18 protein-coding genes, 2 pseudogenes and 1 riboswitch are annotated in these 21384 nt (G+C 68.3%); of the genes and pseudogenes, 13 read left to right on the top strand and 7 right to left on the bottom strand.

Translation table 11 applies throughout. From position 1 onward, the window contains the following. Positions 1-38 precede the first annotated feature (38 nt). The 6 genes from Q0632_RS06715 to apbC all read right to left on the bottom strand — a co-directional run bounded on the left by Q0632_RS06715 (position 39) and on the right by apbC (position 6303). A complete protein-coding gene (locus tag Q0632_RS06715; RefSeq protein WP_298926140.1) occupies positions 39-656 on the bottom strand; it encodes a molecular chaperone TorD family protein in 618 nt (205 codons plus the stop codon). Then, the gene (locus tag Q0632_RS06710; protein ID WP_298926137.1) at positions 653-2722 is read right to left on the bottom strand and encodes a 4Fe-4S binding protein; all 2070 of its coding nucleotides are present in this window, start codon (positions 2720-2722) and stop codon (positions 653-655) included. Before Q0632_RS06710 ends, Q0632_RS06715 begins: the two co-directional genes overlap by 4 nt. Beyond that, positions 2649-3266, bottom strand: coding sequence for a DUF3306 domain-containing protein (locus Q0632_RS06705; protein WP_298926132.1), 618 nt, complete (start codon positions 3264-3266; stop codon positions 2649-2651). Before Q0632_RS06705 ends, Q0632_RS06710 begins: the two co-directional genes overlap by 74 nt. After that, entirely contained in the window at positions 3259-3852 is a 594-nt protein-coding gene (locus Q0632_RS06700) for a DUF3305 domain-containing protein (RefSeq protein WP_298926129.1), read from the bottom strand. Before Q0632_RS06700 ends, Q0632_RS06705 begins: the two co-directional genes overlap by 8 nt. A 21-nt stretch (positions 3853-3873) precedes the next feature. Continuing rightward, positions 3874-5097, bottom strand: a complete 1224-nt coding sequence (locus tag Q0632_RS06695) for a TolC family protein (RefSeq protein WP_298926126.1) — start codon at positions 5095-5097, stop codon at positions 3874-3876. A gap of 117 nt (positions 5098-5214) precedes the next feature. Beyond that, positions 5215-6303, bottom strand: coding sequence for an iron-sulfur cluster carrier protein ApbC (gene apbC / locus Q0632_RS06690; protein ID WP_298926124.1), 1089 nt, complete (start codon positions 6301-6303; stop codon positions 5215-5217). A 73-nt stretch (positions 6304-6376) separates the two neighbouring features. Here apbC and metG point away from each other — a divergent pair, with 73 nt between their 5' ends. The 6 genes from metG to nadB all read left to right on the top strand — a co-directional run bounded on the left by metG (position 6377) and on the right by nadB (position 13138). Beyond that, positions 6377-8413 carry a methionine--tRNA ligase gene (metG, locus tag Q0632_RS06685; RefSeq protein ID WP_298926122.1) on the top strand — a complete coding sequence of 679 codons (2037 nt, stop codon included), beginning with the start codon at positions 6377-6379 and terminating at the stop codon, positions 8411-8413. Continuing rightward, positions 8413-8613: a hypothetical protein gene (locus tag Q0632_RS06680; RefSeq protein WP_298926120.1), complete on the top strand. Its 201-nt coding sequence runs from the start codon at positions 8413-8415 to the stop codon at positions 8611-8613. Before metG ends, Q0632_RS06680 begins: the two co-directional genes overlap by 1 nt. Before the next feature lie 16 nt (positions 8614-8629). Then, a complete protein-coding gene (locus Q0632_RS06675; RefSeq protein WP_298926117.1) occupies positions 8630-10294 on the top strand; it encodes a SulP family inorganic anion transporter in 1665 nt (554 codons plus the stop codon). Positions 10295-10338: 44 nt separating this feature from the next. Next, positions 10339-10554, top strand: a complete 216-nt coding sequence (locus tag Q0632_RS06670) for a DUF3460 family protein (RefSeq protein WP_298926111.1) — start codon at positions 10339-10341, stop codon at positions 10552-10554. Between the two features lie 75 nt (positions 10555-10629). Next, a complete protein-coding gene (locus Q0632_RS06665; RefSeq protein WP_298926108.1) occupies positions 10630-11484 on the top strand; it encodes a ScpA family protein in 855 nt (284 codons plus the stop codon). A 34-nt stretch (positions 11485-11518) separates the two neighbouring features. Continuing rightward, positions 11519-13138, top strand: a complete 1620-nt coding sequence (gene nadB, locus Q0632_RS06660) for an L-aspartate oxidase (protein ID WP_298926105.1) — start codon at positions 11519-11521, stop codon at positions 13136-13138. A 36-nt stretch (positions 13139-13174) separates the two neighbouring features. Here the strand turns inward: nadB and Q0632_RS06655 are convergent, their stop codons facing one another. Next, positions 13175-14191, bottom strand: a complete 1017-nt coding sequence (locus tag Q0632_RS06655; RefSeq protein ID WP_298926256.1) for a LacI family DNA-binding transcriptional regulator — start codon at positions 14189-14191, stop codon at positions 13175-13177. A gap of 160 nt (positions 14192-14351) precedes the next feature. Here Q0632_RS06655 and Q0632_RS06650 point away from each other — a divergent pair, with 160 nt between their 5' ends. The 7 genes and pseudogenes from Q0632_RS06650 to Q0632_RS06620 form a co-directional block, all read left to right on the top strand. After that, positions 14352-15377 (top strand): TRAP transporter substrate-binding protein, encoded by a 1026-nt coding sequence (locus Q0632_RS06650; protein ID WP_298926102.1) that lies wholly within the window; start codon positions 14352-14354, stop codon positions 15375-15377. A gap of 17 nt (positions 15378-15394) precedes the next feature. Next, positions 15395-17284 (top strand): TRAP transporter large permease subunit, encoded by a 1890-nt coding sequence (locus Q0632_RS06645; RefSeq protein ID WP_298926099.1) that lies wholly within the window; start codon positions 15395-15397, stop codon positions 17282-17284. 11 nt (positions 17285-17295) lie between these two features. Continuing rightward, on the top strand, positions 17296-17847 hold the full coding sequence (locus tag Q0632_RS06640) for a VOC family protein (RefSeq protein WP_298926097.1): 552 nt from the start codon (positions 17296-17298) through the stop codon (positions 17845-17847). 3 nt (positions 17848-17850) lie between these two features. Further along, positions 17851-19128, top strand: a complete 1278-nt coding sequence (locus Q0632_RS06635; RefSeq protein ID WP_298926095.1) for a ribulose-bisphosphate carboxylase large subunit family protein — start codon at positions 17851-17853, stop codon at positions 19126-19128. After that, positions 19128-20459: a four-carbon acid sugar kinase family protein gene (locus Q0632_RS06630; RefSeq protein WP_298926092.1), complete on the top strand. Its 1332-nt coding sequence runs from the start codon at positions 19128-19130 to the stop codon at positions 20457-20459. Before Q0632_RS06635 ends, Q0632_RS06630 begins: the two co-directional genes overlap by 1 nt. 81 nt (positions 20460-20540) lie before the next feature. Beyond that, a riboswitch (TPP riboswitch) is annotated at positions 20541-20652 on the top strand. A gap of 74 nt (positions 20653-20726) precedes the next feature. Next, positions 20727-20948, top strand: a pseudogene (locus Q0632_RS06625) (phosphomethylpyrimidine synthase ThiC); the annotation flags it as partial. A 100-nt stretch (positions 20949-21048) separates the two neighbouring features. Continuing rightward, positions 21049-21153 (top strand): annotated as a pseudogene (locus Q0632_RS06620) (DNA-binding response regulator); the annotation flags it as partial. Positions 21154-21384: the final 231 nt, after the last annotated feature.

Raw genomic sequence — 21384 nt, 5'->3', positions numbered from 1 at the left:
AAAACGACAGTGCAAACCTAGGGGAAAACGCGGGGGCTTCACGTCAACATGTCGAAGCCCTGCGCTTCAACGCTGGCGAAGGCGCGCGTGAAGCCGGCAAGTGCTGCGTAAAAGCGTGCTTTGGGCTGCATCTCTATTGCATCGCACAACGCGGTGACCCAGGGCTGCAGATGCGCCGCGAAGAAGTTGCGTTGCCGCGTGAGATTGGCCACTGCCACGTCGTCGCCGGCGATCAGGTAGCGCATCACCTCGCACAGGTAGGCCACATGGTCCTCCGTTTCCGGCATGGCTTCGTCGCGCTCCAGACCGAGCGCAGCGAGCTCGGTGCGCAGACGGGCCACCGGCTTTTCATTGAGGAAGCCGCTGAGGTAGTGAGAACCAAACAGGTACACCTCGGGCTTGCCGACGCCGCCGAACAGCGCATCGTATTCGCGCGCGATTTCGGCGTCGCCCATTGCGCGCGCCACGCCCACCAGTGCACGCCAGGGCTCTTCGAGAAAGCCGCCGGCCGCCGGCGCTTCGGTGGCCGCGACACGCAGCGCCTCCAGCAGTTGTGGCGCAGGCACGGCGTAGTACAACTGGGCCAGCAGGCCGTAGATCTCGGCACGCGCCGTCTCTTCGTCCAGCGCTGATGACACGGGAATCTGTTGGTTCATAGGTCGGTGATCTTGGCTTCGTTCTGCGCCGAATAAATGTCGATCACGCGGCAGTCGCCGCACATCTTCAGGCGTTCCAGGGCCTGGCCCTGGAACATGGAGTGGCCGGCGAGCTTGCCCAGCATGGCCTCGATGGCCTTGAGCGTGCCGAAGGGCTTGCCGCAGCGCACGCAGCCATAAGGCTGGCTTTCGTTGAGCACGCGTGCCTCCTTGCGCGCCGGCGTCAGCAGCAGGCGCGGCTGCAACGTGATCGCATCTTCCGGGCAGGTGCTGGCGCACAGGCCGCACTGCACGCAGTTCTTCTCGATGAAGCGCAGCTGCGGCAGCTGCGGGTTGTCCTGCAGCGCGCTGGCCGGGCAGGCGCTGACGCAGCTCAGGCACAGAGTGCACTTGTCCTTGTTCACCGCTATCGTGCCCAGGGGCGAGGCGGCGGGCAGCGCGATCGCCTCGGGCCGCGCCGGCGCATGTTCGACCAGATGGTCCAGCGCCATCTCCAGCGTGCCGCGCTTTTCCTGTCCGACGGCAAAGCGCGCCGGCGTGGCCGGTCCGCCCTGGCGGGTTTGCGCCAGGGCCTGCAAGGCACGGTCCAGATCCGCCGGCGCATCCGCCCACAGCAGCTGAAGGTGGCTGCCGGTGTAGCCCAGGCCGTTGAGGATGGTCTGGGCCACGTCCATCTGCGCCTTCACGCCTTCGATGTACTGCGGCGCCTCTTCCCGGGTGACCAGCACCGCGACCTGTCTGGCGCCCAGGGCGATGGCCGACAGCCACAGGTCGATGCCGGTGCTTGCTGTGTGCCACACGGCCACCGGGATCACGCGGGCCGGCACACCCTGGGCCTGGCCCAGCTGCGCGGCGCGGCCCAGGTCCTGCACCAGGGCCTGGCCGCGCTCCTGGCTGTGCAGCAGCAGCGCCGCGTCCTTGCCGCCCGCGCCGGCATAGGCCGACAGCAGGGTCTTGAACTTCAGGCCCTGCTCGTTGGCCCGCGGATAGGTGTAGGTCAGCGCGCCCGTGGGACAGACCGTGGTGCAGGCACCGCAGCCCACGCAGAGATTGGGATTGACCTTGATTTGTTGCCGGCTCTTGTCGCTGCTGATGGCCAGGGCCGAACAGATCTCGATGCAGGCCTTGCAGCCCACCGTTTCGTTGCGGCTGTGGGCGCAGAGCTTTTGCTTGTAGTTGAAGAATTTCGGCTTGTCGAACTCGCCCACCAGCTCACGCAGCTTGAGCAAGGTGGCCAGCTCGCGCCCATCCCAATGGAAGTAGCCCTGCGGCGGCGCGTGCTGCGCGAAGGCCGGGGCGGCGCGCAAATCCAGCACCAGGTCGAAGTTCTCGGTCGCGGCCTGCGGTGTGCGGCCAAAATCGATGGCGCCGGCGGCATCGCAGGCCTTCACGCAGGCGCGGTGGCTTTGGCATTTGTCCATGTCGACCTGGTAGTCCAGGCCGATCGCGCCTTCGGGGCAGGCTGCCACGCAGGCATTGCAGCGGGTGCACAGGTCCAGGTCGATCGGGTTGCCCTGCGACCACTTCAGTTCGAAAGCGCCCAGCCAGCCGGCCAGGCTATCGATGCGTCCGCCCAGCACCGGGTAGCGCCGCTCCTGCGCGCCGGCGCCGCCCTGGGCGAACAGCGTCACGTCCAGCACGTCGGCCAGCATGGCGGCGGCGCGCTCGGCATCTTCGAGTGGGCCGATCACCAGCAGGCGGCCGCTGCTCTTGTAGGTCACGGTGACCACCGGCTCGGGCTCGGGCAGGCGGGCTGCCGCCAGCAACGCGGCCATCTTGGGCATGGCCTGGGCAGCATCGCGGCTCCAGCCGCCGGTCTCGCGGATGTTGACGAAGCGCACCGGTGAGACGGCGCCCTCGGTCTGCGTCCCGAGTTCGGCGAACAGACGCTTTTCCTGGGTGCAGGCGACGACCACTTCATCGCCCGAGCGGATCGCCTGCTGGAAGGCGCCGGCTTCGCGGCGGCACAACGTGCTGTGCAGGGTCAGCGGTTCACCGAGGGCCGCCCCCAGGGCCTTGGCCTGGAGGGGCATTGTCTTGTTGCAGTCGCAGATCAGGGTCGGCATGGTCGGTGTGGCTGGCCGATGGCGCTGGGCCATCGGGCTGGCTAGGAAATTCATTGCATAGCTCCGACTGTGCCATGACAGCGGCAGCGGGCGTATCCGCATGTTCCCCAGCATCGCCGGGCTGCGGCTTGTCCTTGTCTTCGTCGTCGAACAGGCCCAGGAACTGCGCGCTGGCCATCTGCCGCAGCCAGGCCGCGGGGATGGGGTCGGGCTTGGAGTAGTCGTCGATGTAGGTGTCCAGGCCGTCCATGATGTTGTAGTGCGGATCAGCGAACAGCTTCTTCATCGCGGCGTTCTTGACCTGCGGGTCGACACCGCGGCCGACGAAGGCCGAGAAGTCGGATTCGGGCGTCAGCGCCTTCACGTCGTCCAGCGTGGGCGGTGGAGGCAGGGGGGTTTCTGGCTCTGCAATACCCTGGGTCCCCGCCTGCGCGGGGATGACAGCCTGCGGCTGCGCGGCTGGCTCGGGCTCCGGCGGCAGCGGCTTGCCCGCCTCGGCATCGCGCTTGCGGCGCGACCAGCGGCCCAGGAAGCCGTCAGCCATCGGAGCCCCCGCCGAATTTCTTTTGCGTCGACACGGCAGCCGGGTTGCCGAAGCGGTCCTGCAGGGGCTGGAAGCTGACAGGCCGCTGGCGCTTCTTGGGTTCGATGACGTAGTGCTCGGCGACAAAGGCGCGCATCCACTCCACCACGTGCGCCGGCGCGCTAACCTGCTCCACCGTCTCCTGCGCATCCAGCCAGCGGCCGGCGTCGTGGTAACTCAGCGAAACCATCACCGGCCGCGGCATGGGTTCGTCGGCCAGGCTGGCTTCCTCCTCCATGCGCCAGAGCACGAACCAGCAGGGCGCCTGGGTCGTGACATTCAGGTGGTAGCCCTCGGCATCGTCGCGGAACAGCTCCACCAGAAAGTCCGGGTGCAGCCAGCGCTCCTCGTCATCGCTTTTGAACAGCAGGCGCGGCTGCTCACCGAATGCGGCTTCGTGCGGCACGACCTCGGCCAGCGACCAGCGCCAGGGCTGCCAGCGGTTGTTGATGCGCTCGCGGCGCATGACCACGGCCACCTGCACGGCGGGACGCCGCGCGGCCTGCGCAGCGCTGACTTGAAAGGCCGAAGCTGCTGCGGGAGTCATGCGGTGATGGTAGCGCGCGGCTCAATGCGCCGTGGCGTTGGACACCACAGGCGCGGCCGCCGGTGCGGCCGGCAGGCCGCCCAACATGGCATTGAGGCGTGCCATTTCGGCCTCATCGAGCCGGCCCGCCGCGGCCTTGAGCTGCAGGCCCTGCACCACGGCCTCGATGCGCGCCTTGAACCAGTCACGCTCAGCCGAGTAGAACTGCTGCACTGCGGCCAGGACGTCGGTGCGCAGCCGGGCACCGGCACGCAGGCCGGCCTGCAGGCCCTCCAGCGTCCGCCGGCCGGCCCGGGCCGCATCGGACAACGCCTGCGAGCGCGCCAGCCCCTGGACCACGCCGCTGAAGGCCTGCTCCGCCTGGGCCGCGGCCTGGCCACGTACCACGGCCAGTTCGGCCTCCGAACGCTCCTGCAAGGCCTGCGCCTCGCGCAGGCGCGACTCGGGTGCGTTGTCTTCCAAGGGCACCGTGAGCACAAAGCCCAGTTGCGCGGAGCGCGCGCGCACTGCCATCTCGGCCGGCGTGGACAGGCTGCCGTCGCTGAAGATACGGGAGCGGTTGGCGGTGATGTCGACGCTGGGCGAGCCGTTGTCGCGCTGGTGCTCCACCTCCTGCACCGCCGCTTCCAGACTTGCCTTGTGCAAACGCACGCGCGGATTCGATTCGCTGGCCAGCGAGGTCCAGAACACCGGATCGGCAGGCTCGGGCGACCACAGCGCGGCGTCCATGCGCAGCCCGTCGAGCTGCTCGGGCATGCGGCCGGCGATCTTTTCGAGTTCGGCGCTGCGCAGCTCCAGCTCGCGCATGGCGGCCACGCGCTGGGCGCGGGCGGCGTCGAAGCGCACGCGCGCCTCGCGCACCTCGGCCTCGCTGCCCACCCCCATCTCGGTGCCACGCTGCACCGTACGCAACTGCTGCGCCATGGCATTGAGCTGGGCCAGGGCCAGATCGGCGCCCTCGCGCGCGGACAAGGTGTCGAAATAACTGCGCGCGACGCGCAGGGTCAGTTCCTGTTCGGCGAGCCGGAAGCGCTCTCTGGCCACCTGCAGGTGGGCCTGAGCCTGTTCCGAATTGGAAGCGAACAGGGTGGCGCGCTGCTGGGCCAGTTGCATGGTCTGCCGTGCGGCCAGAAAGGCGGGGTCACGGACCTGGGCGGCGCGCCAGACGGCCATCAGGTTGTCGGCATGCGCTGCGCCAGCCGACGCCAGGCAGGCCACGGCCAGCAACACGGATGCAATTTTCAATACGGAAGTTTTCATCCGGACCACCCGACGCTCCCAAGACGCCGCCTTCGCTAGGGTAGCAGTGCCGCGGCCTTTTGGGCAGGGGGTAGTGCGCGGATCGGACCGGTGGCGCTCAGTTCAGGTGTCCTTGCTGACCGTGATGGTCGGGAACCTGGCGGAGAAGTCCTTGGCCTTGGCGGCGATCTTGATCGCCACCTGGCGCGCCACGGCCTTGTAGATGGCGGCCACGCTGCCGTCGGGGTCGGCCACCACGGTGGGCTTGCCGCTGTCGGCCTGCAGCCGGATGTTGATGTCCAGCGGCAGCGCGCCCAGGTAGTCCATCTTGTAGTCGTCGGCCATGCGCTTGCCACCGCCTTCGCCGAAGATGTGTTCGGCATGGCCGCACTGGCTGCACACATGGACCGCCATGTTCTCGACGATGCCCAGGATGGGCACGCCGACCTTCTCGAACATCTTGATGCCCTTGCGCGCGTCCAGCAAGGCGATGTCCTGCGGCGTAGTGACGATCACCGCGCCGGTCATGGGCACGCGCTGGCTCAGCGTGAGCTGGATGTCGCCCGTGCCCGGCGGCAGGTCGACGATCAGGTAATCCAGCTCCTTCCAGTTGGTCTGGCGCAGCAGCTGCTCCAGCGCCTGGGTGGCCATGGGGCCGCGCCAGATCATGGCCTCGTCCTGGTTGACCAGGAAACCGATCGACATGACCTGCACGCCGTGGTTCTCCATCGGCTCCATGGTCTTGCCGTCCTCGCTTTGCGGCCGGCCCTCGATGCCCATCATCATGGGCTGGCTGGGGCCATAGATGTCGGCGTCGAGCAGGCCGACGGCGGCGCCCTCGGCGGCCAGCGCCAGCGCCAGGTTGGCGGCCGTGGTGCTCTTGCCCACGCCGCCCTTGCCCGAGGCCACGGCGATGATGTTCTTCACGCCCGGCAACAGGGCCACGCCGCGCTGGGCCGCATGGGCGACCACCCTGGTGTGGATGGTGGCCGAGACGTTGGCCACGCCGGCCACGCCCTTGGCGGCGGCCACCAGGGCGGTGCGCAGCGCCGGGATCTGGCTTTTGGCGGGATAACCGAGTTCGACCTCGAAGGCGACGTCAGCGCCCGTGATCTGCAGGTTCTTGAGGGCCTTGGTGCTGACGAAGTCCTTGCCGGTGTTGGGATCGATGACGCCCGCCAGGGCGGCGAGCAGCTGTTCTTGGGTGGCCATGGGGAAATGTGTCTCCTGTCCCGTCCAGTGTAGCCAGTCCAACTAAAATCTCCGGCTCCCCCGGAAAGTCCCCATGCCCGCACAGCGCCAGCTTTTTGTCACCACCGCCCTGCCCTACGCCAACGGCAAGTTCCACATCGGCCACATCATGGAGTACATCCAGGCCGACATCTGGGTGCGGCACCAGCGCATGCAGGGCAGCCAGGTGCACTTCGTCTGCGCCGACGACGCCCACGGCGCGCCTATCATGATCGCCGCCGAAAAGGCCGGCAAGACGCCGCAGGAGTTCGTCGCCGACATCGCCGCCGGCCGCAAGGAGTACCTGGACGGTTTTTCCATCGCCTTCGACAACTGGCACAGCACGGACGCGCCTGAGAACCACGAGCTGGCGCAACAGATCTACCGCGACCTCAAGGCCAGCGGCCTGATCTCCAGCAAGACCATCGAGCAGTTCTATGACCCGGCAAAGGGCATGTTCCTGCCCGACCGCTTCATCAAGGGCGAGTGTCCCAACTGCCACGCCAAGGACCAGTACGGCGACAACTGCGAGGTCTGCTCCAAGGTCTACAGCCCCACGGACCTGATCAATCCCTACTCGGCCCTGTCGGGCGCCGCGCCGGTGCTCAAGAGCTCGGAGCATTTCTTCTTCAAACTGTCCGACCAACGCTGCCTGGATTTCCTCAAGCAATGGACCACCAGCGGCGCCGTCCAGACCGAGGTGCTCAACAAGATCAGCGAGTGGCTCACGCCCGACGCCGACGGCAACACCGCCATGGGCGACTGGGACATCAGCCGCGACGCGCCCTACTTCGGCATCGAGATCCCGGACGCGCCGGGCAAGTACTTCTATGTCTGGCTGGACGCGCCAGTGGGCTACCTGGCCTCGCTGAAGAACTACCTGGGGAAGATCGGCGTCGATTACGACAGCTTCATCGCCAACCCCGATGTGGAGCAGTACCACTTCATCGGCAAGGACATCATCACCTTCCACACCCTGTTCTGGCCGGCGATGCTGCATTTCAGCGGCCGCAAGGTGCCCAACAAGGTCTTCGTCCACGGCTTTCTCACCGTCAACAACGGCGAGAAGATGAGCAAGAGCCGCGGCACCGGCCTGGACCCGCTCAAGTACCTGGGCCTGGCCATGAACCCGGAGTGGCTGCGCTACTACCTCGCGGCCAAGCTCAATGGCCGCAACGAGGACATCGACTTCAACCCGGAAGACTTCATGGCCCGGGTCAACGCCGACCTGATCGGCAAGTACGTCAACATCGCCAGCCGCGCCGTCAAGTTCGTGCCTGGCGGCACGCTGGTCGCCTCGCCGGCACTGGCGGCCGTCGATGCCGCGGCGCTGGCGCAGAGCGTCAAATCGCTCTACGAGTCGCGCGACTACGCCCGTGCGCTGCGCGAGATCATGGCGGCGGCCGACCTGGTCAACACCGCCTTCGACGCCGCCGCGCCCTGGAAGCTGACCAAGGAAGGCAAGGCCGATGAAGCCGCCGCCGTCGGCAGCTACTGCCTGGAGATGTTCAAGCTGCTGACCGCCTGCCTCAAGCCTGTACTGCCGCAGCTGGCGGCGCAGGCCGAGGCCTTCCTGCAATGCGCGCCGCTCGATTGGGACAACGCCGCCACGGCGCTGGGCACCGGCCACACCGTGGGCAAGTACGAGCACCTGATGCAGCGCGTCGACGTCAAGCAGCTGGACGCCCTGTTCGAGCCCCCGGCCGAGCCGGAACCCGAAAAGACCCTGCCCGGCGGCGAGGAACTGGCCCCCACCATCTCCATCGACGACTTCACAAAAATCGACCTGCGCATCGCAAAAATCGTCAACTGCGAGGCCGTCGAAGGCTCGACCAAGCTCCTGCGCCTGACGCTGGACGTGGGCGAGGGCAGGAACCGCAACGTCTTCTCCGGCATCGCCTCCGCTTACAAACCGCAGGACCTCATCGGCAAGCTCACCGTGATGGTCGCCAACCTGGCGCCGCGCAAGATGAAGTTCGGCGTCAGCGAGGGCATGGTGTTGGCTGCGAGCCACGCCGATGAGAAAGCGGCGCCCGGCATCCATATACTGGAACCCTGGCCCGGCGCCCAACCGGGCATGAAGGTGCGCTGATGCTGCGGCTTGCCACGGTTCTCGTCCTGCTGTCCTCCAGCTTGCTGGGTGGCTGCGCCGTGGTGGCCGTGGGCAGCACGGCGGTGAGCGTCGCCGCCAGCGGCGTGGGCCTGGCGGCCGATGCCGCCGTCGGCACGGTGCGGCTCACCGGCAAGGCCATCGGCGCCACCGCCGATCTGGTCCTCCCCAGCAGCAACTGAAAGAGACGAGCCGGCGATGCACCTGCCGGCCGCCCTCGCACCCTTCCATCCCCGCCTGCTCTCGGCCCTCAAGGGCTACCAGCGCGAACGCTTCGCGCGCGACCTGGGGGCCGGCATCACCGTGGGCATCGTCGCCCTGCCGCTGGCCATGGCGTTTGCCATCGCCTCGGGCCTCAAGCCCGAGGCCGGCCTGTGGACGGCCATCATCGCGGGGCTGTTGATCTCCCTTCTGGGCGGCTCCAGCGTGCAGATCGGCGGCCCGGCCGGCGCCTTCATCGTCATCGTCTACGGCATCGTCGAGCGCTACGGCCTGCCCAATCTGCTGATCGCCACGGCCTGCGCCGGCGTGCTGATGTTTGCCATGGGCCTGCTGCGGCTGGGCCGGCTGGTGCGCTATGTGCCGGTCAGCATCGTGGTGGGCTTCACCAACGGCATCGCCGTGCTGATCGCCTGCTCGCAGATCAAGGACTGGCTGGGCCTGGACATCGCCAGGATGCCGGCCGACTTCTTCACCCAGCTCAAGGTGATGGCCCAGCACATGGAAAGCTTCAACGCCTATGCTTTTGCCCTGGGCACGGTCAGCGTGGCCGGCCTGTTCCTGTGGCCGCGGCTGTGGAGCAACCGCTCGCCCATCCAGGCCGCGCTGGATCTGCCGGGCCTGCGCCAGGCGGCGCGCATCAATGCCCGCATGCCCGGCCCCATCGTCGCCCTGGCCAGCATGACGCTGTTCGCCTGGGCGCTCGACCTGCCGGTGGAAACCATAGGCTCGCGCTTTGGCGCCATCCCGCAGGGCCTGCCGGCCTTCGCCCTGCCCGAGTTCTCCTGGGAGACGGTCAAGCTGCTGCTCACCCCCACCCTGACCATCGCCCTGCTGGGGGCTGTGGAGTCCCTGCTGTGTGCCAGGGTGGCCGACCAGCTGAGCCACCTGCCCCGCCATGACCCCAACCAGGAGCTGATGGCCCAGGGCCTGGCCAACTTCATCACGCCGTTTTTCGGCGGCATGCCGGCCACCGGCACCATCGCCCGCACCGTCACCAACGTTCGCTCCGGTGCTACCAGCCCGGTGGCCGGCATCGTCCACGCCGCCACGCTGGCCGTCATCGTGCTGGCAGCCGCGCCGCTGGCCCTGCACGTGCCGCTGGCGGTGCTCGCCGGCATCCTGCTGTACGTGGCCTGGAACATGGGCGAGTGGAAGGAGTTCGTCCGACTGGGCCACTACAGCCGGCACCACCGCCTGCTGATGCTGGGCACCTTCTTCCTGACCGTGGTGTTCGACCTCACGGTGGCCGTGCAGGTCGGCCTGCTGCTGGCCTGCATCCTCTTTGTGCGGCGCATGAGCTCGCTGTTCAGCGTGGAGCGCATGGTCGACCCCGACCCGGCCGTGCTGCACTACCGGCTGTACGGGGCCTTGTTCTTTGGCGCCGTGGCGAAGATCGACCTGCTGGTGCAGGCAGTGGAAAACGGCCAGTCCGCGCCAGAGGTGGTGCTGGACGCGCTGCAACTGGTGCACCTGGACAGCTCCGGCCTGGACGCCTTGCGCCAGTTGCACCGCGCCGTTCTGCTGCGCGGCGGCACGCTGCGCCTGGAGAACCTGCAGGAGCAGCCGCGCCACACCATGGAGCGGGCCGGTTTCGACCAGGAACTGGAAACTAGCCAGCCCTCGGCCCACGCCGCGATCTGAGCGCCCCCCCAGGGCCGTAAAATGCCCGCAAAGGCCCCAAACCCATGTCCCTCCTGATCAAGATCTTCCGCCGCCCCGACTACAGCTCGGACGTCACCCAGTTCATCGACCAGCTCAAGACCGCCCAGCCCGACCTGGAAGCGCGCCAGCGGGCCGGCCGCGCCATCTGGTGGGACAAGAGCCTGGACCGCCAGGCCCAGAGCGAGTGGAAAGACGCGCGGGTGCCGCAAAAGCCCTACGTCTACGGCAGCGGCAGTTGAGCCTTTTTCAGGGGTAAATCAAGCTCCAGCCCCTGCGGGATGGACGTCTCATGCTCCTGAATCCATAGCAATTCCATGAGCGACAGCACCGACACCACGCTTCCCGAGCCGGCCGCGCCCGTGCTCCAGGCCATGCCCCAGGTGGTGGACCAGGTGGCGCTGGCCCGCCTCTATGGCGAGCCGCTGTTCGCCATGCCGACCGACCTGTACATCCCGCCGGACGCGCTGGAAGTGTTCCTCGAGGCCTTCGAGGGGCCACTGGACTTGCTGCTGTACCTGATCCGCAAGCAGAACTTCAACATCCTGGACATCCCCATGGCCGGGGTCACGCGCCAGTACCTGGTCTATGTGGAACAGATCCGCGACCGCAACCTGGAACTGGCGGCCGAGTACCTGCTGATGGCGGCGATGCTCATCGAGATCAAGTCGCGCATGCTGCTGCCGCCCAAGAAGGTGGCCGAGGGCCAGGAGCCCGAAGACCCGCGCGCCGAGCTGGTGCGCCGCCTGCTCGAGTACGAGCAGATGAAGCTGGCGGCCGCCCGCCTGAACCAGGTGCCCCAGGTCGGCCGCGACGTGCTGCGCGCCCAGGTCTACATCGAGCAGTCCCTGCAGCCGCGCTTTCCCGACGTCAACGTGGTCGACCTGCAGGAAGCCTGGCGCGACATCCTCAAGCGCGCCAAGCTGGTCCAGCACCACAAGATCACCCGTGAGGAACTGTCGGTGCGCGAGCACATGAGCATCGTGCTCAAGCGGCTGCAAGGCCGCAAGTTTGTCGAGTTCGAGGAGCTGTTCGAGCTCACGCGCGGCGTGCAGGTGCTGATCGTCACCTTCATCGCCATGCTGGAACTGGCCAAGGAAACCCTGATCGAACTGACCCAGGCCGAGGCCTACGCCCCCATCTACGTCCGCCTGGCCTACGCCCCCGCCTGAGCCCCGAGGCGCAGGCGGCTGAAAGTTGTTTTTCATGACCCCTGTGAATCCCATCGCCCAAGACTTTGATGTGCTGATCGTCGGCAGCGGCCTGGCCGGCCTGTCGGCCGCCCTGCACCTGGCGCCCACCCACCGCGTGGCGGTGCTGACCAAGCGCGCCATGAGCGACGGCTCCAGCGGCTGGGCCCAGGGCGGCATCGCCGCCGTCATGGGCGAAGGCGACACCTTCGACTCCCACGTGGACGACACCCTGGTGGCCGGCGCCGGCCTGTCCGACCCGCAGGCCACGCGCTTCGTCGTCGAGCACGCGCCCGAGTCCATTGAATGGCTGCGCCAGCTGGGCGTGCCCTTCTCGCAGGAAGACGGCCACCTGCACCTGACGCGCGAGGGCGGCCACAGCGCCCGGCGCATCGTCCACGTCACCGACGCCACCGGCGCCGCGGTGCAGCGCACGATGATCGAGCAGGTGCGCAAGACGCCCAACATCACCATCCTGGAACACCACACCCTGGTCGACCTGATCACCGGCAAGAAATTCGGCAGCCGCTCGGCCAGCGGCGGCCTGCCGGTGGACCGCTGCCTGGGCCTGTACGCCCTGGACGAGCGCACCGACGAGGTGGTGACCTTCACGGCGCCGCACACCATCCTGGCCACCGGCGGCGCCGGCAAGGTCTACCTGTACACCACCAACCCCGACACCGCCACCGGCGACGGCATCGCCGCCGCCTGGCGCGCCGGCTGCCGGGTGACGAACATGGAGTTCATCCAGTTCCACCCGACCTGCCTGTACCACCCGCACGTCAAGAGCTTCCTGATCACCGAGGCGGTGCGCGGCGAAGGCGGCCAACTCAAGCTGCCCGATGGCACGCGCTTCATGCCGGCGCACGACGCGCGCGCCGAGCTGGCGCCACGCGACATCGTCGCCCGCGCCATCGACTTCGAGATGAAGAAGCACGGCCTGGACTGCGTCTACCTGGACATCTCGCACCAGCCGGCGGCCTTCATCCTGGAGCACTTCCCCAATGTGCATGCGCGCTGCCTGGAACTGGGCATCGACATCACCAAGGAGCCGATTCCGGTGGTGCCCGCCGCCCACTACACCTGCGGCGGCATCCACACCGACCTGCTGGGGCGCACCGATCTGACCGGCTTGCATGCGATTGGCGAGACGGCCTACACCGGCCTGCATGGCGCGAACCGCCTGGCCAGCAACTCGCTGGTCGAGTGCATGGTGTTTGCCCGCTCGGCCGCCCACGACATCCTGGACACCCCGCTGCCGCCACCGCCCCTGGTGCCGGCCTGGGACGAGAGCCGCGTCACCGACGCCGACGAGTCGGTGGTGATCTCGCACAACTGGGACGAGCTGCGCCGCTTCATGTGGGACTACGTGGGCATCGTGCGGACCAACAAGCGCCTGGAGCGTGCCCAGCACCGCATCCGCCTGCTGCAGGAAGAGATCCAGGAGTTCTATGGCGCCTTCCACGTCACGCGCGATCTGCTGGAGCTGCGCAACTTGGTGACGGTGGCAGAACTGATCGTCAAGTCGGCCCAGGCCCGCCACGAGAGCCGGGGCCTGCACTTCAGCCGCGACTACCCGGCCGCGGCGCCCGATCCCCAGCCCACCGTGCTCACGCCCCCGGGCCTGGGAGACTGAGCACCCGGCGGCGCGGGCGCGGCCCACTGCCCGCACTCAGGGCAGGTTCTCGCGGAAGATCACCTGGCTGCGCACCTGCTCCACACCGCTGTGTGGCTCGCGGCCATCGCGCAGGTTGGCGAAGATACGCACGCAACTCATTACAGCGCCCTGCGGGTTCTGCGTGATCACCGCATCCAGGGTGCCGTCGATCAGGAGCGCGCGCGTGTCGGGGGTCAGGCCATGGCCGATGAAGATGGGCTTGCGCGCCAGCCCAGCCTCGTGGATGGCCCGGCCTATGCCCTCGGCGCCGCCGCCGATGTTGTACAGGGCCGCCAGGTCGCCGTGCTGCTCGAACAGCGCGCGGGCCTGCTGGCGGTTCTTTTCCGCATCGTCATGCCCTTCGCGCAGGCCCACCACCTGCACGCCGGGGTACTGCTCCTGGAACAGGTGCAGAAAGCCCGCCTCGCGCTCCTCATGGGCCCGGTAGCTCAGTGAGCCGGCGATCATCGCCACCTTGGCGCGGCGTGTGGCCGGCCCCATGAAGCGGGCGATCAGGTAGGCGGCCGTGCGGCCCGCAGCCCGGTTGTCCAGCCCCACATAGGCGGCCCGGCGCGAATTCGACAGGTCCGAGATCAGGGTCACCGTCGGCACGCCCTGCTGCGCGAGTTCGGCCACCGCCTCGCGCACCACCGGGTGCTCCAGCGCCATGAAGGCGATGCCGTCGGCCTTCTTGCCATGGCGCAGCAGCTGGTGCGCCAGCGCCTCGGGATTGAACGCCTCGATGTACTCGGCCTGGCAGCGCACATGGAACGGCGCCCAGTGCTCCTGCGAGTAGCCGATCAGGTCGCCCAGCATGCGCAGGAAGCGGTTGCTGCCTTCGGGGATGAGGAAGGACAGGCGCAGCGGCTTGGGCGCCATGGCGCTCCAGGCCTGGGCCTGGGCCACGTAGCCCAGCTCGGCGGCGGCCTGCAGCACGCGCTGCACGGTCGAGGCCCGCACGCCGCTGCGGCCATGCAGCACCCTGTCCACGGTGGCCAGCGACACCTGGGCGCGCTGCGCGACCTGGTCCATGCGGGGAAGACTCACTGCAGCACCTTGAAAAGCCCTCAAAACACATCAATCCACCGGTTTGACGCACCGGCTCGCCCCACCTACTCTACCGCCAGCCAAGGCTCGGGACAATGGCCAGGCCTCAGAAGACCTCAGATCACATCAAAACTCCGGAGACAACATGAACCGCATCACCTCTTCCCGCCGCACCGTCCTGCGCCAGTTCGGCGCCCTGCCCGCCGCCGCCATCGCGGCCAGCCTGCCCAGCTTCGCCCACGCAGCGGAGTTCTCGCTGAAGTACGGCAACAACCTGCCGGTGACGCACCCGCTGAACGTGCGCGCGCAAGAGGCGGCCGATCGCATCGCCAAGGAGAGCAAGGGCCGGGTCGAGATCAAGATCTTCCCGAACAACCAGCTGGGCGGCGACACCGACATGCTGGCCCAGGTGCGCTCGGGCGGCATCGACTTCTTCACCCCCTCGGCCCTGGTGATCGCCACCCTGGTGCCGGTGGCCGCCATCAACGCCACCGGTTTCGCCTTCAGCGACTACAACCAGGTCTGGGGTGCGATGGACGGCAAGGTCGGCGCCCATGTGCGCGCCGCCATCGGCAAGATGCGCCTGCACGCCTTCGAGAAGATGTGGGACAACGGCTTTCGCCAGATGACCAGCAGCAAGGGCCCGATCAACACCGCCAAGGACATGGACGGCCTGAAGATCCGCGTGCCGGTCAGCCCCCTGTCGATCAGCATGTTCAAGGGCCTGGGCGCCTCGCCGGCCAGCCTGCAGTTCAGCGAGGTGTACTCCGCCTTGCAGACCAAGATCGTCGATGCGCAGGAGAACCCGCTGCCCATCATCCAGGTGGCCAAGCTGTTCGAGGTGCAGAAGAACTGCTCGCTGTCCAACCACATCTGGGACGGCTTCTGGTTCATCGCCAATGGCCGCACCTGGGAGAGCCTGCCGGCCGACCTCAAGACCATCGTGTCCAAGGCCATCAACGACGCCGGCATGCAGCAGCGCGAGGACATCAAGAAGCTCAACGAAACCCTGGTGACCGACCTGTCGGCCAAGGGCCTGGTGTTCAACAAGGCCAACCCCGACAGCTTCCGCGCCAAGCTGCGCGAGGCCGGTTTCTATGGCGAGTGGAAGGGCCGTTTCGGCGACGAAGCCTGGGGTCTGCTCGAGCAATCGGTGGGCAAGCTGGCCTGACGCGCGGAACGCTGGCCATGCATTCCTCTTTCGCGCAGGACGCGGTGCCGGCCGAGGCGCCCTCCCGCAACCCTTTGAGCGCCTGGGCGCGCCGCCTCGATAGCGGTCTGGGCGCCACCGTGGAGACCGCCGCCGCGGGCCTGGTGCTGGTGGAGATCTTCGTGCTGCTGGCCGGCGTGATCGCCCGCTATGTGTTCCACAAGCCGCTGATCTGGTCGGACGAACTGGCCTCGGTGCTGTTCCTCTGGCTGTCCATGCTCGGGGCTGTGGTGGCGCTGCGGCGCGGCGAGCACATGCGCATGACCGGCCTGGTCAACCGCGCCAGCCCGGCGACGGCGGCGCTGCTCGAAGCGCTGGCGCTGACCATCCCGCTGGCCTTCCTGGCCCTGGTGATGTGGCCGGCCTTCGAGTACGCCTACGAAGAGATGCCGGTGGTCAGCCCGGCGATGGAACTGAGCAACGCCTGGCGCGCCAGCGCGATTCCCATCGGCCTGGGCCTGATGGGCGTGGTCGCCCTGCTGCGGCTGTTCCGCTTCCACCAACTTCGCCACATCGCCATCGCGGTGGGTGCCACCGTCGCCGTGGCGCTCGTGTTCTGGCTGCTCGGGCCGGTGCTGGCGCCGCTGGGCAAGATCAACCTGATCATCTTCTTCGTCATCCTGGTGGCCGCCTGCGTGTTCTCCGGCGTGCCGATCGCGTTCTCCTTCGCGCTGGCCACCTTTGCCTACCTGGGGCTGACCACCAGGACGCCAATGCTGGTGATGGTGGGCCGCCTGGACGAGGGCATGTCGCACCTGATCCTGCTGGCCGTGCCGCTGTTCATCTTCCTGGGCGCGCTGATCGAGATGACCGGCATGGCCAAGGCCATGATCCAGTTCCTGGCCAGCCTGCTGGGCCATGTGAAAGGCGGCCTGTCCTACGTGCTGATCGGCGCGATGTACCTGGTCTCGGGCATCTCGGGCTCCAAGATCGCCGACATGGCGGCCATCGCGCCGGTGCTGTTTCCGGAGATGAAGAAACGCGGCGCCAAGCCGGGCGACCTGGTGGCCCTGCTGTCGGCCACCGGGGCGCAGACCGAAACCATTCCACCGTCCATCGTGCTGATCACCATCGGCTCGGTCACCGGCGTGTCCATCGCCGCGCTGTTCACCGGCGGCCTGCTGCCGGCCGTGGTGGTGGGCGCCTTCCTGTGCGCCGTGGTGGCCTGGCGCTACCGCGCCGACGACCTCTCGGGCGTGCGGCGCTATGGCAAGGCCGAAATCGGCAGGTTCCTGCTGGTGGCCCTGCCAGCGATCGCCCTGCCTTTCGTCATCCGTGCCGCAGTGGTGGAGGGCGTGGCCACGGCCACCGAGGTCTCGACCATCGGCATCGTCTACTCGGTAATCGTCGGCATCTTCATCCACCGCCAGTTCGACTTGAAGCGCCTCAAGCCCATGCTGGTGGAGACCGCCTCGCTCACCGGCGCCATCATCTTCATCGTCGGCTGCGCCACCGCCATGGCCTGGGGCCTGACCCAGTCGGGCTTCTCGCAAGACCTGGCCAACGCGATGAAGAACATGCCCGGCGGCGCCATCGGCTTCATGGTCATCTCCATCGTGGCCTTCGTGGTGCTGGGCAGCGTGCTCGAGGGCATCCCGGCCATCGTGCTGTTCGGCCCCCTGCTGTTTCCCATCGCCAAGGCCGTCGGCATCCACGAGGTGCACTACGCCATGGTGGTGATCTTCGCCATGGGCATCGGCCTGTTCGCCCCGCCATTCGGCGTGGGCTACTACGGCGCCTGTGCCATCAGCAAGATCCATCCCGACGAGGGCCTGCCCCACATCGGCGGCTACATCCTGGCACTGCTGGGCGGCCTGGCCGTCGTGGCTGCCATCCCATGGATTTCCATCGGCTTCCTGAAGATTTAAGGACAACAGACATGAGCAGATTTTTCGGCGAGATCCGCCAGGTGGCCTACCTGGTTCCCGACATCGAGGCAGCCATGGACTACTGGGCCAACACGCTGGGCGTGGGCCCCTGGTTCTACAACCCAAAGGTGCCGATCAAGAACTACAGCTACCGCGGTGAGCGCTACGAGCCGCACAACTCGGTGGCCCTGGCCAACGCCGGCGGCCTGCAGGTCGAACTGCTGCAGGTGCGCAACGACGTGCCCTCGATGTACCGCGACTTCATCCAGGCCGGCCATGAGGGCGCGCAGCACTTCGCCTACTGGACCGAGAACTTCGACGCCGACCTGCAGCGCGCGCTGGACGCCGGCTTCAAGGTCTGCATGGGTGGCGAGGTCGGCGAGAACGGCCGCTTCGTCTACTTCGAGGACGGCCAGCATCCCGGCCGCCATCCGGGCACGGTGGTGGAGCTGTCGGAAGTCGCCGGCCCCAAGGGCAAGCTGTTCAAGATCATCCGCGAGGCCTCACAGGGCTGGGACGGCAAGGACCCGGTGCGGCCCTTTCCCGACCTGGCCACGCTGTAAGCCATGACCGCTGACCGCTACGAAGCCAGTTACCTGATCGAGACGCCGCTAGAGCCCGCACACGTGGCCGAGGTGCTGGCTGGCGAACAGTCCTGCGGTACCTTTGCCCGCGTCGAGGGGGAGACCGATGCCCTGCGCGAGCGGGCCCGCGCCACGGTCGAATCCATCGAGCTGCTGGACGCGGCCGACGCGCCCAGCCTGCCCAACGGCTGGATGCAGCGGCGCGGCATGTTCGACAAGCCGCAGACCTGGCAGCGGGCGCGGCTGCGCGTGAGCTTCCCGGTCGCCAACGTGGGCGCCAACCTGCCGACGCTGGCGGCCACCGTGTCGGGCAATCTGTTCGACCTGGGCGAAGTGACCGGCCTGCGGCTGGAGTCGCTCAAGCTGCCAGCCTCCTACCGCAAGCAGTTCGACCTGCCGGTGCAAGGCATAGCAGGCACGCGCAAGCTCACCAGCGTGCAGGGCCGGCCGCTGATCGGCACCATCATCAAGCCCAACGTGGGCCTGTCGGCCGAGGAGACCGGCGAACTGGCGGGCAAGCTGTGCGCCGCCGGGGTCGACTTCATCAAGGACGACGAGGTCTGCGCCGACCCGGCCCACGCGCCGCTGGCCCAGCGGGTCAAGGCCGTCATGCGTCGCGTGCGCGCCCACCAGGACAAGACCGGCAAGCTGGTGATGGTGGCCTTCAACATCAGCGACGAAACCGACGCCATGCGCCGCCATGCTGACCTGGTGCAAAGCGAGGGCGGCAGCTGCGTGATGGTCAGCCTGAACTGGTGCGGCTATTCGGCGGTGCAGACCCTGCGCCGCCACACGCAGCTCGCGCTGCACGGCCACCGCAACGGCTACGGCGCCCTGTCGCGCCATCCCCTGCTGGGCTTCTCTTTCCAGGCCTGGCAGACGCTGTGGCGGCTGGCCGGTGTGGACCACATGCACGTGCACGGTCTGCAGGGCAAGTTCTCGCAGACCGACGACGAGGTGATCGAGTCGGCGCGCGACACGCTGGCACCGCTCACTGACGGCATCGACGACCGCGTGCTGCCGGCCTTCTCCAACGGCCAGTGGGCGGGCACCGTGCCGGCCACATGGGACAGCGTGCGCAGCAACGACCTGCTGTTCATGTCCGGCGGCGGCATCCTGGCCCACCCGGACGGCGCGGCCGCCGGCGTCGCCAGCCTGCAACAGGCCTGGGACGCGGTGCAGCAGGGCGAGACGCTGGCGCAGCGCGCCACGCGTTCACCAGAACTGCGGCGTTCGATCGACTTCTTCGGCAAGAAGTGATGGCGGCTCCGCTGCTCGCCTGGTACGGCGACGACTTCACCGGCGCCACCGACACCTTGGCCACCCTGCACCAGGCCGGTCTGCGCGCCCTGCTCTTTCTCGGCGTGCCGGATGCGGCCCGCCGTCAGGCAGCGGCGCAGGCCCTGGGCGGGCCACTGCAGGCCGTCGGCATTGCCGGCGCCGCGCGGGCCATGGACCCGGCCGCGATGGAAGCGGAGCTGCAGCCCGTGGGCGCGTTCTTCGCTTCGCTGCGCGCCCCTGTGCTGCACTACAAGGTCTGCAGCACGTTCGACAGCGCACCGGACATCGGCAGCATAGGCAAGGCCGTACGGGTGCTGCGGCGCCACGTGGCCAACCCCCTGGTGCCCATCGTCGGCGGCCAGCCCAGCCTGGGGCGCTACTGCTCTTTCAGCAACCTGTTCGCGGCAGCGGGGCGCGGCGGCGCGGTGGAACGCATCGACCGCCATCCCACAATGAGCCGCCATCCCGTCACGCCCATGGCTGAAGCCGACCTGCGCCGCCATCTGGCGCTGCAGGCTCTGGCGCCGGTGGCGGCCATGCACGCGCCGGCCTGGCTGCAGGACGCGCAGCAGCAGCGCACCCAGCTGGCACAACTGGGTGCGGCGCAGCCTGCCGCCGTGCTGCTGGACCTGACTGACGACGCACAGCTGCCGCACATCGGCCGCCTGCTGTGGGAGCAGGCCTGCCTGCAGCCACTGCTGGCCGTGGGGCCGAGCAGCGTGGCCCAGGCCCTGGCCGCGCACTGGCTGGCCAGCGGCACGATCGCCGGTGCAACCAGCGCCGCTGCGCCTCTGGAGCCGGCCGGCGCGCCGGTGTTCACCTTCGCCGGCAGCCTGTCGCCCGTCACGGCGGCCCAGGTGCGCGCGGCCCGCTCCTACCAGCCGCTGGCCCTGTCGGCCAGCGCCTTGCGTGAACCGGGCGGCCAGGCGCAAGCGGTGCGCCAGGTCTGCGCTGCCCTGCAGGCAGGCCGCCATGTGCTGGCCTTCACCGCACCGGCCGACGGCCAGGTGCCCGACACGCGCGATGCCACGGCCGTCGCGCAGGCCAGCGCCCAGTTGGTGCGCGCCGTCGTGCTGGAGCGGGCGCAGGCTGGACAGCCGCTGGCACGCGTCGGCATCGCTGGCGGCGACACATCGAGCCATACCGCGCTGGCGCTCGGCCTGTGGGGCCTGTCCTGCCGCGCCACCCTGGGCGCCGGCGTCACGGTCAGCACGGCGCACAGCGACGACCCCGCGCTCGACGGCATGGCCCTCATGCTCAAGGGCGGCCAGATGGGTGGGCAGGACGTGTTCGAGCGCCTGCTGGGCTGAGGGCGCAGGCGCGGTGGCGGCTTGACCGCCATCAAGAACAGCGCAAATAGCCCTTGCACACCTGCACCAGCGGCTACACTCCCCCTCGCTCCGGGGTGCGAGCGGCCATGTGGCCGTGTCGCTGAGATGGCAAGACCAAACCCGTGAACTTGAACCGGTTCGTACCGGCGTAAGAAGAGCTGCCAGGCTTTTGGCCCCCCCACGGGCCCACCGTCCTGCCACACCTTTCGGAGCACCTGTGCCGCGGCACGCCGAAAGGATGGCTTGATGAACGCTCCCGACAAACTCGCCCAGCTGCTGACGCTGACCCGCGAGCCCTTCCCCGCCTCGCGCAAGATTCACGTCCCCGGCCAGCAGCATCCCGGCCTGCGCGTGCCCATGCGCGAGGTCCAGCTGTCCAACGGCGAGACGGCCACCCTGTACGACACCTCGGGCCCTTACACCGAACCCGATGCCCTGATCGACGTGCGCCGCGGCCTGGCCGGCGTGCTGCCACAGCACGCGCCGCCGCAGGCCGGGCGCGAAGTCGGGCCAGCCCGCCTCCTGGTCGCGCACGGTGAAGGCCCCGGCCGTGCCGGGCCGCGCCGGCCCCTGCGACGTGCTGGTGCTCGACATCAACCTGCCCGGCCGCAGCGGCCTGGACGTGCTGCACGTGCTGAAGGACGAAGGCACGGCGCTGAAGGTGCTGGTGGTGCGGGGCTGAACTGGCGCGACGGCAGCCGCCAACGCCACCGGATTTCGCAAAAGCCCAAAACACGACCGGCTCGCCGCGCCCGTCGCTATTGGGTTTTGGCCGCATGCCTCGCGCAAGCCACGTCATTGCTGCGCTGCGGGCCGGTGCTGTTGAAGGAAGCTGCCGTCGGACGTGGGGCTGGGTGGGTGCGCATTGACTGCTGTGCCGGCGCCTGCGTGGGCGCGGAGCGTC

It is taken from the genome of uncultured Ramlibacter sp., assembly GCF_936925435.1.
In the GTDB taxonomy this organism is placed as follows: domain Bacteria; phylum Pseudomonadota; class Gammaproteobacteria; order Burkholderiales; family Burkholderiaceae_C; genus Ramlibacter.
Note: the sequence above shows the minus strand (reverse complement) of the source record. Positions and strands in the feature narration are given on the sequence as shown.

Coding starts and splice junctions, on each gene's coding strand:
- nadB (WP_298926105.1), top strand. CDS start 11,519: ATGACCCCTGTGAATCCCATCGCCCAAGACTTTGATGTGCTGATCGTC.
- Q0632_RS06710 (WP_298926137.1), bottom strand. CDS start 2,722: ATGCCGACCCTGATCTGCGACTGCAACAAGACAATGCCCCTCCAGGCC.
- Q0632_RS06700 (WP_298926129.1), bottom strand. CDS start 3,852: ATGACTCCCGCAGCAGCTTCGGCCTTTCAAGTCAGCGCTGCGCAGGCC.
- Q0632_RS06650 (WP_298926102.1), top strand. CDS start 14,352: ATGAACCGCATCACCTCTTCCCGCCGCACCGTCCTGCGCCAGTTCGGC.
- Q0632_RS06675 (WP_298926117.1), top strand. CDS start 8,630: ATGCACCTGCCGGCCGCCCTCGCACCCTTCCATCCCCGCCTGCTCTCG.
- Q0632_RS06655 (WP_298926256.1), bottom strand. CDS start 14,191: ATGGACCAGGTCGCGCAGCGCGCCCAGGTGTCGCTGGCCACCGTGGAC.
- Q0632_RS06680 (WP_298926120.1), top strand. CDS start 8,413: ATGCTGCGGCTTGCCACGGTTCTCGTCCTGCTGTCCTCCAGCTTGCTG.
- Q0632_RS06705 (WP_298926132.1), bottom strand. CDS start 3,266: ATGGCTGACGGCTTCCTGGGCCGCTGGTCGCGCCGCAAGCGCGATGCC.
- apbC (WP_298926124.1), bottom strand. CDS start 6,303: ATGGCCACCCAAGAACAGCTGCTCGCCGCCCTGGCGGGCGTCATCGAT.
- Q0632_RS06670 (WP_298926111.1), top strand. CDS start 10,339: ATGTCCCTCCTGATCAAGATCTTCCGCCGCCCCGACTACAGCTCGGAC.
- Q0632_RS06665 (WP_298926108.1), top strand. CDS start 10,630: ATGAGCGACAGCACCGACACCACGCTTCCCGAGCCGGCCGCGCCCGTG.
- Q0632_RS06630 (WP_298926092.1), top strand. CDS start 19,128: ATGGCGGCTCCGCTGCTCGCCTGGTACGGCGACGACTTCACCGGCGCC.
- metG (WP_298926122.1), top strand. CDS start 6,377: ATGCCCGCACAGCGCCAGCTTTTTGTCACCACCGCCCTGCCCTACGCC.
- Q0632_RS06715 (WP_298926140.1), bottom strand. CDS start 656: ATGAACCAACAGATTCCCGTGTCATCAGCGCTGGACGAAGAGACGGCG.
- Q0632_RS06640 (WP_298926097.1), top strand. CDS start 17,296: ATGAGCAGATTTTTCGGCGAGATCCGCCAGGTGGCCTACCTGGTTCCC.
- Q0632_RS06635 (WP_298926095.1), top strand. CDS start 17,851: ATGACCGCTGACCGCTACGAAGCCAGTTACCTGATCGAGACGCCGCTA.
- Q0632_RS06645 (WP_298926099.1), top strand. CDS start 15,395: ATGCATTCCTCTTTCGCGCAGGACGCGGTGCCGGCCGAGGCGCCCTCC.